The organism is Arthrobacter sp. ISL-72 (assembly GCF_018613755.1).
In the GTDB taxonomy this organism is placed as follows: domain Bacteria; phylum Actinomycetota; class Actinomycetes; order Actinomycetales; family Micrococcaceae; genus Arthrobacter.
Window position 1 is genome coordinate 176,531 of record NZ_JAGGPP010000003.1, and the last position, 9,927, is coordinate 186,457.

A 9,927-nucleotide genomic window follows, 5' to 3' on the forward strand; every position below is an offset into this window, starting at 1 on the left:
CCCGCCGCCTCGTCGCGGACGGTGCCGCCTCGATCCGGCGGGTCCTGACCGACCCGCGTGACGGGGCACCCTTGGAGATCGGCCGCAGCACCTACCGGATCCCGACGGCCTTGCGGCAGTGGCTCCGGCTCCGGGACGGGCGCTGCCCTTTTCCCGGGTGCAACAACCCCTCCCTGGACAACGACGCGGACCACCTCCTCGCCTGGGCAGACGGCGGAACTACCGGGATCAGCAACCTGGGCCAGCCCTGCCGCATGCACCACCGACTGAAGCACACCACAGCCTGGACCCCCGTCAACGCAACGCGGGACGAGCCGCCCGGCTGGATCTCACCTACCGGACGGTCCTACCGCAGCGAACAACAGGACTGGGAACCACCCGAATGGCCCGAACCGTCCGACGCGGACGAAGGCCAGCCGGGCGAAGACCAGGACCGGGAACCACCCGACTGGCTAGGCTCGCCGGACGGCTTTGGGAGCCTCGGGTACGCCGAGCCGCCCGTGCCGGTGGATTCCTTGCCCGACGGGGCACTCTTCAGGGCGGCCTAGGGTCAGGCCTGCTGCGGGCCGTCCTCGCTGTGCATCCACTTTGCGCACACCTCCATCGGACAGGCGGCACATCGGCACGACCATTGCTGTTCCGGCGGGCGGGCCGGGCATTCCGCGCTGCGCCATCGTGCCCGAGGCGTCGGCCCGGCGCAGCTGGAGTTCGCGGCTAAAGTTGAGGGGTGACTGACCACCCCCAGACCCCACCTGTCCCTGTTTCCCCGTCCGAGGAGGAAGCGGAGCCGAAGGCGGAGGTCGGCGTCGGGCCTTGGGAAGGTGAGCTTCCTGAAGGCGAGCACTGGGACCCTGACCTCCTGGCCGACGGGGACCGGCGCAATGTTGTGGACAAGTACCGCTACTGGAAGCACGAAGCCATCGTTGCCGACCTGGATTCGAAGCGTCACGACTTCCACATCGCCATCGAGAACTGGCAGCATGACCTGAATATCGGCACCGTGGTGCGCACGGCCAACGCGTTCCTCGCCAAGGAAGTGCACATCATCGGACGGCGCCGGTGGAACCGGCGCGGGGCGATGGTCACCGACCGCTACCAGCACGTCCGCCACCATCCCACGGTGGAGGATTTCGTGGCGTGGGCGCAGGGGGAGGGGCTGGCGATTATCGGCATCGACATCTTCCCTGATTCCGTGCCGCTGGAAACCTACGACCTGCCAAAGAACTGCGTCCTGGTGTTCGGCCAGGAAGGCCCGGGCCTCACCCCGGAAGTGCACGCCGCCGCCTTGGACACGCTGTCGATCGAACAGTTCGGATCCACCCGCTCCATCAACGCCGCCTCGGCAGCAGCCATCGCCATGCACGCCTGGATCCGGCGGCACGTCTTCAGCCAGCACGTCTAGCTGCCCCGCCTATTTGATACACCCCGGCCTACTGCCCTCCGCGTACTGCCATCCAGGGCGTGGGCAGCGCAAAGTGTTACCCGGCCCCGTGACCCGAAACACTGCCCCCGGACAGAACTGGCTAGGATGGGTGCTAGCCGACGAGGTTCACTCCAGGGTCAGCACAACCCGTAGACGAAATTCACTTTAGGAGTCAGCATGCCCATTGCAACCCCAGAGATCTACTCCGAGATGATCGACCGCGCAAAGGCGGGCGGCTTCGCTTTTCCGGCGGTCAACGTCACGTCCTCGCAGACGCTGAACGCGGCCCTGCGTGGCTTCGCCGACGCTGAGTCGGACGGCATCATCCAGGTTTCCACCGGCGGTGCCGCATACTGGTCCGGTGCGTCCACCAAGGACATGGTGGCCGGTTCCTTGGGCTTCGCCGCTTTCGCCCGCGAGGTTGCCAAGAACTACGGCGTGAACATTGCGCTGCACACGGACCACTGCCCCAAGGACAAGCTGGACGGCTTTGTCCTGCCGCTGCTCGCAGCTTCCGAGGCCGAGGTCAAGGCAGGCCGGAACCCGCTGTTCAACTCGCACATGTGGGACGGCTCCGCCGAGACCCTGCAGGAAAACCTGCGCATCGCCCGTGAACTGCTGGAGCGCACCGCTGCTGCCAAGATGATCCTCGAGGTCGAGATCGGCACCGTCGGCGGCGAGGAAGACGGCGTCGAGAACGAGATCAACGAGAAGCTTTACACCACGGTCGAGGACGCCCTGGCCACCGTTGAAGCCCTCGGCTCCGGTGAGAACGGCCGCTACATCACCGCGCTGACCTTCGGCAACGTGCATGGCGTCTACAAGCCCGGCGGTGTGAAGCTGCGTCCGGAGATCCTCAAGGACATCCAGGCCCAGGTGGGTGCGAAGATCGGCAAGGACAACCCGTTCGACCTCGTCTTCCACGGCGGCTCGGGTTCGTCGGACCAGGAAATCGCGGACGCCGTCTCGTACGGCACCATCAAGATGAACATCGACACGGACACCCAGTACGCGTACACGCGCCCCGTGGCGGACCACATGTTCCGCAACTACGACGGCGTCCTGAAGGTCGACGGCGAGGTCGGCAACAAGAAGACCTACGACCCCCGCGTCTGGGGCGCTTCCGCCGAAGCCGGTCTGGCCGCACGCGTTGTCGAGGCCACCAAGCAGCTCGGTTCGGCCGGAAAGACCTTCTAGTCATGTCCGACGAATTCCGCAGGAACCTGATGGGCCCCGAGCCCACGCTCCTGCCTGCCGAGAGCGAGATCTACCAGCACCTCGCGCTCGGCCAGGAAGCCGTGGACCTCGTGGCGAAGCACCCCACGTCCTCGCTTCTATGGGCAATCCTGGCCGAGGAAGCCTGGAAAGAGGGCCGGACCATCGAGTCGTACGCCTACGCCCGGGTGGGCTACCACCGCGGCCTCGATTCGCTGCGGCGGAACGGCTGGCGCGGAGTTGGCCCCATCCCGTGGGAGCACGAGCCCAACCGCGGCTTCCTGCGCGCGCTGTACGCCCTGGGCCGTGCGTCGTCCGCCATCGGGGAGACTGAGGAGCCGGAACGCATTGAGAAGTTCCTCAATGACTCCGATCCCTCCGCCAAGGCGGCCCTTGAAGGCAGGTAACTGAACGGGCCCGCCCGCAGGGTTCCCTGGCCGAGCTTGCGAGGCTGAGGGTGCGGGTGGGGAACGACGGCGGCCCCTCACCGAGGTGAGGAGCCGCCGTCGTACGTGGTTCAGGCTGTTAGTTGGCCTTGGAGAGTCCCGTGCGGGCCATGGCGTCGGCGTAGGCAACGTGCATCTCGTCGAGGTACTGCTGCTGGCGGGCTTCGGTTCCGGCGAACGCGCGGCCGCTGAGTGAGCGGACCTTGTAGGTCTTCAGGCCGCGGCGCCACAGCAGCGGCACTTCGGTCTTCAGGAGCAGCTGGGCCAGGCGGTTGGCCTCGGTGCCGTGGGCCACGATCACCGATGCCCGGGGGACCAGCGCGAGGAACTTCAGGAGCGGCTTAAGGCCGGCGGAAATCTGGTCCGGGGTGAACTTGCCGTTCGGCTCACCCGGGGTGTGCCACGGGTGGACGTTCCAGGGCATAACGAATTCGGGGCGGAGGCCCAGCTTCCACTGCACCCCGAGCATGCGGGTGGCGGCTTCGCTGTCACCGGCGGTGATGAAGCCGGAGTCATCGGCAGTGCCGATGTTGGAGTACAGGCTGATGATGCGGCACTCGTCGACGTCGTGCATCGGGTCCACGTAGGGGACTACCGTGTCCGGCTTGACGCCCTGGAGGGTGTCGCACAGCTCATTGACAGCTGCGACGTTGGGTTCGTAACGGCGGCTCAGAAGCTGCTCGCGGAAAGATTCAGTAGCCAAGGCTGTCATGTATTGCTGGGTCTCCTGCGGGGATCGGTGACGCTGCCAGACCGGATGCGGGCATGCCAAATACCGGACACGCCTAGATACGGTGTGGTTTGAAAATGTGGTGAGTGGACCGATTCCTGATCGATCACCATCAGTCTATCAAGCCCGGCGAAATGCCGGGCCGGATCCAGTCCCGGGGCTCCCGCAGCCCCAGGACCATGGATCCGGTCAGCCGGTCACAGCCGCACTGGAGGCTTTCTCCACGCTGTCGGAGGCGGCAGCGGGATAGATCGTCTCGGACGGCGCCCGGTTGGTGGCTTTGGCCCAAGGGTAGTAAACCGCCATGGTGACGAGGATGCCCACGATCCAGGAAATGTCCGCTCCTCCCAGCCACTTGGTAACCGGCCCCGTGTAGAGTGCCTGGGCGAGGAACGGCACCTGCACCACGACACCGATCCCGTAGGAGACCAAGGCCGGAACGTTCCAGCGGCCATAGCGGCCGTCCGGGTTGTACAGCGCCGGGATGTCCAGCCGGTCGCGGGAGATCTTGTAATAGTCCACGAGGTTGATCACGGACCATGGCGTAAACACCATCAACAGCAGCAGGACGAAGTTTTTGAAGATGTTCAGGAAATCCTTGCTGGCGAAGAGCGCAATCAGCACGCTGGCTGTGATGACGGCAATGATGAAGACTATGCGGGCTGCCCGTGAGACGGAATCCCGGCGGTTGATGGCGGTGCTGATCGTCACCGAGCACATGAAGGCGCCGTAGGCGTTCAGGCAGTTGACGGTGAGCTTGCCGGTGACGATCACGAGGTAGACGAAGACCGCGATCAGGCCACCACCGGCCAGGTCTCCCATGTAGCCCACCTGGTTCTTGAGGAAATCACCGCCGAGGCCTGCGGCGGAGAGCCCACCGGCGAGGGCACCCAGCGTCATGGCCCATTGTGCGCCGCCCACGGAGCCGGCGAACGTGTACCAGAAGGTCTTGCGCTCCGACGTGGACTGGGGCAGGTAACGCGAGTAGTCGGCGACGTAGGGGCCAAACGTGAGCTGCCATCCCGCGCCCAGGGCTATGGCAGTGAGGAAGGTGGGCCACTCGAAACCCTTCAGGAACATGATCTGGCTCACGTCGAACCTGGTGAACACGGCAACCGTCAGGTACAGGAAGCCTGCGAGGCCCATCACAGTTGCGATGCGGCCAAGCGCGTGGATGTACTTGTAGCCCAGGATCGCAAGGAACGCGGTGGCGGCGCCAAAGATCAGGATGCCGACCGCGGGGACGTCCACGCCAAGCATGAGGTTGATGGCTTGCCCGGAAAGCACTGTTCCTGTCGACGCGAAGCCGATGTACATCAGGATCACCAGGACCAGCGGAATCACTGCGCCGTAGACGCCGAACTGGGCCCGGCTGGAGATCATCTGGGGAAGGCCCAGCTTCGGTCCCTGGGCGGAGTGAAGAGCCATGACCGCGCCGCCCACCACGTTGCCCAGCAGGAGGCCGATGATGGCCCAGAACGCATCTGCCCCGAACACGACGGCGAGGGCGCCGTCCACGATCGCGGTGATCTGTGCGTTGGCCCCGAACCAGAGCGTGAACTGCCCCCTGGGGTGGCCGTGGCGCTCGCGGGGCGGGATCATTTCGATTGACCGGGCCTCGACGGTTGTACTTCCTGCTGCCATGCTTACTCCTCGTGCTGACTGTTATGTTCCATGTCACAGGGTCGCGGGCCGCGGAACAACGGCTATGCGACGCCCGCTGTCGCGAATACCGGACAGTCCGGCGTGTCGTCCGGAATGGGCCGACACCGTGGTCCGGGCCCATATCCGCTAAACTTGGGTGGTAAGAGCCCCGGAACTCTTGCGTTGTGCCTCCCGGTCAACCGGCCGATCGCGCATGGCAGTGGAATTCGGGGCATTCTCATGAACGGCGCTGTCCCGCGGCGGATCACTTCGGTGGACCGGACGAGGTCCGGCCCGAACGAATGGGGGAGGATCCCATGCCAGCAATCGTGATCGTCGGAGCCCAGTGGGGCGACGAAGGCAAAGGTAAGGCCACTGACCTGCTTGGCGGCCGCGTCGACTACGTGGTCAAGCCGAACGGCGGCAACAACGCCGGGCACACCGTCGTCGTGGGCGGTGAGAAGTATGAGCTCAAGCTCCTTCCGGCCGGCATCCTGAGCCCGAACGCTGTTCCGATCATCGGCAATGGCTGCGTGGTGAACCTCGAAGCCCTGTTCCAGGAAATTGACGGCCTTGAAGCCCGCGGTGCGGACACGTCCAAGCTCCGCGTCTCCGCCAACGCACACCTCGTCGCGCCCTATCACCAGGTGCTGGACAAGGTGACCGAACGGTTCCTCGGCAGCAGGGCCATCGGCACCACCGGCCGCGGCATCGGCCCCGCCTACATGGACAAGGTGGCCCGCCTCGGCATTCGCGTCCAGGACGTCTTCGACGCCTCCATCCTCCGCCAGAAGGTTGAGGGGTCCCTGCGCCAGAAGAACGAACTGCTGGTCAAGGTTTACAACCGCCGCGACATCGAAGTCGACGAGATCGTGGAATACTTCCTGTCCTTCGCCGAACGCCTCCGGCCGCTGGTCATTGACAGCACCTTCGTCCTGAACAAGGCACTGGACGAGGGCAAAGTGGTGCTCATGGAGGGCGGCCAGGCCACCTTCCTGGACGTGGACCACGGCACCTACCCGTTCGTTACGTCCTCCAACCCGACGGCTGGCGGCGCCTCGGTGGGTTCCGGCATCGGCCCCACCCGAATCTCGCGCTCCATCGGCATCATCAAGGCGTACACCACGCGTGTGGGCGCCGGCCCGTTCCCCACTGAACTGTTCGACGAGATGGGCATGTACCTGCAAAAGACCGGCGGCGAGTTCGGCGTCAACACCGGCCGCCCGCGCCGCTGCGGCTGGTACGACGCCGTCCTGGCCCGGCATGCTTCCCGCGTCAACGGCTTCACGGACTACTTCGTCACCAAGCTGGACGTGCTCACGGGCATCGAGCAGATCCCGGTCTGCGTGGCCTACGACGTGGACGGCGTCCGGCACGAGGAAATGCCGATGACCCAGACCGAATTCCACCACGCCAAGCCGATCTTCGAGTACTTCGAGGGCTGGACCGAGGACATCACCGGAGCGCGGACCCTGGAAGACCTTCCGGAGAATGCGCGAAACTACGTGCTGGCGCTGGAGAAGCTGTCCGGCACGCGGTTCTCGGCGATCGGCGTCGGTCCGGACCGCGACCAGACCATCGTGGTCAACGACTTGATCCTCGACTGATAACCGCTGACGCTCATTAACGTCCGACGGCGGCGGGTCACCTGGAAAGGTGGCCTGCCGCCGTCGTTGTATAGGTTGTAGGGCGTCGGTTGGACTGCGTAAATCAGTTGTAATGCCCTATGAGGCCGGCTGGCTGCCTGCCTGCTTGTTCCGGATCTGCAGCAGATGCAGCTGCAGCTTGGTTTCGGCGTCGCGGCGACGGCGGGCCTGCTCGCGCATGGCCCGGGTCGCTGCGGATCCGGCACTAATCAGTCGTGACTCATGTTTCGGGGCCGCTGCCGCGCCGGCGGCATATGGGGCCATCACTTCCTCACTCATGCCCGTATCGTGACATCCGCAGCCCGGCGCGGTAACCCCTGCGGAAGGAGTGTTACACGATCGGGACCTGCCGAGGGACCAGGGCCGAGCGATTAGAACCGTGGAACGCGGGGGCGCCCGCGGGTAGCAGAACGCGCCACTCGGCTGGCTGCCCCGGCCATTCCGGGTACCGGTCACTCGTGACCGGCGTGTCCGCCGACCTTATCTTGGATTCACCGGAGCCTCGCTGGGAGTGGGTCCCGCAGGCAAGCCGCCGGACCGATCGGTGGAGGGGATGGACGTCATGGGTCTCAGCTTGAAGATAGACAAAGGACAAAACGGGACAGCTGCAGGTCGTTCAGCCCCGGCCGCAGTGCCGGACCAAGGGCCGCGCCGGTACCGTGCCCGCATCAACCATGCACCAGTCCTTGATCCCGTGCGGGTTCAGGAGCTTGCAGGGGAGGTTCACTCGCAGAGCAGGCTGCTCGAGTTCCTGAACCTGTTCCTCGTGCTGCTCCCGTCACGGGTGGCCAACGTGGTCAGCTCCTTGGATGCGCGTGATGTCCAGGCCGCCAGCGCCGCCGCGCAGAGCCTGGCATCGTCAGCCTCGATGGCAGGTGCCAACAGGCTGGGACTGGTCGCGTTGCTCATCGACTTTGAGCTCCAGGCCGGGCGGATGGACCGGGCACGCGAGACAGGCCGCCGCCTCGGCCGCGACGCCGGGGAGCTGGCAACGGCGCTGTCCCGCCTGCTCACGGGCTGCTGAAAAAACTTTTCAAAGTTTTTTTGTTTACGCGTAACCCCGGACAGGGTCGTGGCGATTACCCCTATGAAAGCGCCGGGTTCGAAGTTGTCCCCCATCAGGTTCGAACCCGGCGCTTGACTGCAAAAAGAGAGCCGGGCCGGAACTGTCCCCCATCAAGTTCCGGCCCGGCCCTTTTTGTCCGAAGCCGGTTTAGCAGGAAGCCTGCCCAGGAGTGTGCGGACCCTGACGACAATTCCCCTTGGTTACCCGGGGTAAAGTTGTTCAGCGGGCCAACAGCCCCTCCGCAACATGATGGCAAGTCGATGAGCCATCCTCCTTGAACGAAAGCCGCACGTCCGTGACTGACGCACTGACCGACGATTCACTGCGCGCCCTCAAGGGCCGCGATGCCGAGTTGTTCAGTCTTGTCTACCGGAGTTGCGCGTCGCAGGTGCTGGGGTACCTGACCGCGCGCGGCGTTGAAGACCCGGAGGCCACCATGCAGGAGGTCTTCCTGGCCGTTCTGCCACGGATAGACACCATCCGCGGCGGTGCCAACGGGCTCCGGACCTTCCTGTTCTCGGTGGCTCATGCCCGGATGGTCGACGACCACCGAAGGCAAAGCCGGACCCCCGCCAGGCAGTCGTACGAACCCGAGAATGACCTGCGGTCCACTTCGTCCGCCGAAGCTGCGGCCATGTTGCTTGTGGCGCCCGGGGAAGTGCTGGAACTCCTGCAGGTCCTGGCGGAGGAGCAAAAAGAGGTGCTGACCCTGCGGATCATCGCAGATCTCACCGTGGAGCAAGTGGCCGAAATCATGGGGAAAAGTGCCGGAGCGGTAAAGCAGCTTCAGCGACGTGCTTTGGACAAACTCCGTGAACATTCGGCCGTAAAGGACTACGTGGCGCCATGATAACCAGGGATGACCTTTCCGGTGGGACCGTTGACCGGTTCCTGCTCGACGCCGGCCACACTGACGTGCCCGATCTCAGGGCTGCCCTCCTGTCCATTGCGGCCCTGGCCCAGCTGCCCGCACCCGCTCCGTGCCCCGAGCTTGCCACCTTGCTGTCCGGCCCGCAGGATGAACTGACCCGGCAGCGTTGGCTGCGCAAGCACCGTCCCGCAGTAGTGGGCCTTGCCGTCCTGGCCGGAATGGGACTCGGAGTCAGCGGTGTGGCAGCCACGAACCAGGCAACAGGAGACGGCACCGGACCCTGGTCCGTGCAGCAGCTGACCACGGACTGGACTCCTGGCTGGACCCTTCCCGTGGCGCCGGCGGCTGCGGACCGTGATGGCCGCGGCAAACGCGCTGTGCCACTGTTCCTCCAGCTCGAGGAGGAGCCGTCGGCAGGGGACCGGGCCGCAGAGCCGGATGCCCAGCGGCCCGGCCCCGCGACCGCCGATGGGGGCGGACCGGCAGGCCCGGGTTCAGAACAGGTCCTGCCGCCGGCTAAGGGCCAGCAACGGGTTCCGGGAACCACAGGCGGCGGGGCCAACGGAGCGAAACGGAGTGGCGAAACTCTCGGCGTCAGCAGGAATCAGGCCGATCCGACGGAACAGTCCGGGGCCCGATTACTGCCACAGCGCGGCGCCCCCACGGCCCAGGCCACATCGGCTGCCGAGGAAGGCGCCACGAAGTTGGGGGAAGGCAGTATCGGGCTCCGGGGGCAGAACAGCCGGAAAACGGAAGAATCCAGCGCGGACCTGCTCGACTCCGCACTGGATTCTTCGGTGGATTCTTCGTTGGATTCCGTCAGCAGCTGGCTGGCGAAGTTCCGGCCGTAGCCTTAGCGCCGCAGCCCTAGGAGCCTGCTGAATTA

General features: G+C 65.3%; 11 protein-coding genes. 8 read left to right on the plus strand and 3 right to left on the minus strand.

The window, feature by feature from the left end:
* The 4 genes from J7I92_RS02870 to J7I92_RS02885 all read left to right on the plus strand — a co-directional run.
* Positions 1-548, plus strand: a 548-nt coding sequence (locus J7I92_RS02870; RefSeq protein ID WP_214837061.1) for an HNH endonuclease signature motif containing protein, incomplete at its 5' end; no start/stop codon positions are given.
* Positions 549-727: 179 nt separating this feature from the next.
* Positions 728-1,402, plus strand: a complete 675-nt coding sequence (locus J7I92_RS02875; protein ID WP_214837063.1) for a TrmH family RNA methyltransferase — start codon at positions 728-730, stop codon at positions 1,400-1,402.
* A gap of 198 nt (positions 1,403-1,600) precedes the next feature.
* On the plus strand, positions 1,601-2,620 hold the full coding sequence (fbaA, locus tag J7I92_RS02880; protein ID WP_214837065.1) for a class II fructose-bisphosphate aldolase: 1,020 nt from the start codon (positions 1,601-1,603) through the stop codon (positions 2,618-2,620).
* A gap of 2 nt (positions 2,621-2,622) precedes the next feature.
* The gene (locus J7I92_RS02885; RefSeq protein ID WP_214837068.1) at positions 2,623-3,045 is read left to right on the plus strand and encodes a DUF3151 domain-containing protein; all 423 of its coding nucleotides are present in this window, start codon (positions 2,623-2,625) and stop codon (positions 3,043-3,045) included.
* Between the two features lie 118 nt (positions 3,046-3,163).
* Here the strand turns inward: J7I92_RS02885 and J7I92_RS02890 are convergent, their stop codons facing one another.
* Positions 3,164-3,796 carry a uracil-DNA glycosylase gene (locus J7I92_RS02890; RefSeq protein ID WP_214837071.1) on the minus strand — a complete coding sequence of 211 codons (633 nt, stop codon included), beginning with the start codon at positions 3,794-3,796 and terminating at the stop codon, positions 3,164-3,166.
* A 207-nt stretch (positions 3,797-4,003) separates the two neighbouring features.
* A complete protein-coding gene (locus tag J7I92_RS02895; RefSeq protein ID WP_214837074.1) occupies positions 4,004-5,458 on the minus strand; it encodes a cytosine permease in 1,455 nt (484 codons plus the stop codon).
* 317 nt (positions 5,459-5,775) lie between these two features.
* Between J7I92_RS02895 and J7I92_RS02900 the strand changes: the two genes are divergently transcribed.
* Positions 5,776-7,065 carry an adenylosuccinate synthase gene (locus J7I92_RS02900; protein ID WP_214837077.1) on the plus strand — a complete coding sequence of 430 codons (1,290 nt, stop codon included), beginning with the start codon at positions 5,776-5,778 and terminating at the stop codon, positions 7,063-7,065.
* A 117-nt stretch (positions 7,066-7,182) separates the two neighbouring features.
* Here the strand turns inward: J7I92_RS02900 and J7I92_RS02905 are convergent, their stop codons facing one another.
* Entirely contained in the window at positions 7,183-7,383 is a 201-nt protein-coding gene (locus tag J7I92_RS02905; protein ID WP_214837080.1) for a hypothetical protein, read from the minus strand.
* A gap of 295 nt (positions 7,384-7,678) precedes the next feature.
* Between J7I92_RS02905 and J7I92_RS02910 the strand changes: the two genes are divergently transcribed.
* The 3 genes from J7I92_RS02910 (at position 7,679) to J7I92_RS02920 (ending at position 9,892) form a co-directional block, all read left to right on the plus strand.
* Positions 7,679-8,128 (plus strand): Hpt domain-containing protein, encoded by a 450-nt coding sequence (locus J7I92_RS02910; RefSeq protein ID WP_214837083.1) that lies wholly within the window; start codon positions 7,679-7,681, stop codon positions 8,126-8,128.
* A 337-nt stretch (positions 8,129-8,465) separates the two neighbouring features.
* Positions 8,466-9,020 carry an RNA polymerase sigma factor gene (locus tag J7I92_RS02915; protein WP_214837086.1) on the plus strand — a complete coding sequence of 185 codons (555 nt, stop codon included), beginning with the start codon at positions 8,466-8,468 and terminating at the stop codon, positions 9,018-9,020.
* Positions 9,017-9,892: a hypothetical protein gene (locus J7I92_RS02920; RefSeq protein WP_214837089.1), complete on the plus strand. Its 876-nt coding sequence runs from the start codon at positions 9,017-9,019 to the stop codon at positions 9,890-9,892. Before J7I92_RS02915 ends, J7I92_RS02920 begins: the two co-directional genes overlap by 4 nt.
* The last annotated feature ends 35 nt before the right edge of the window (positions 9,893-9,927 follow it).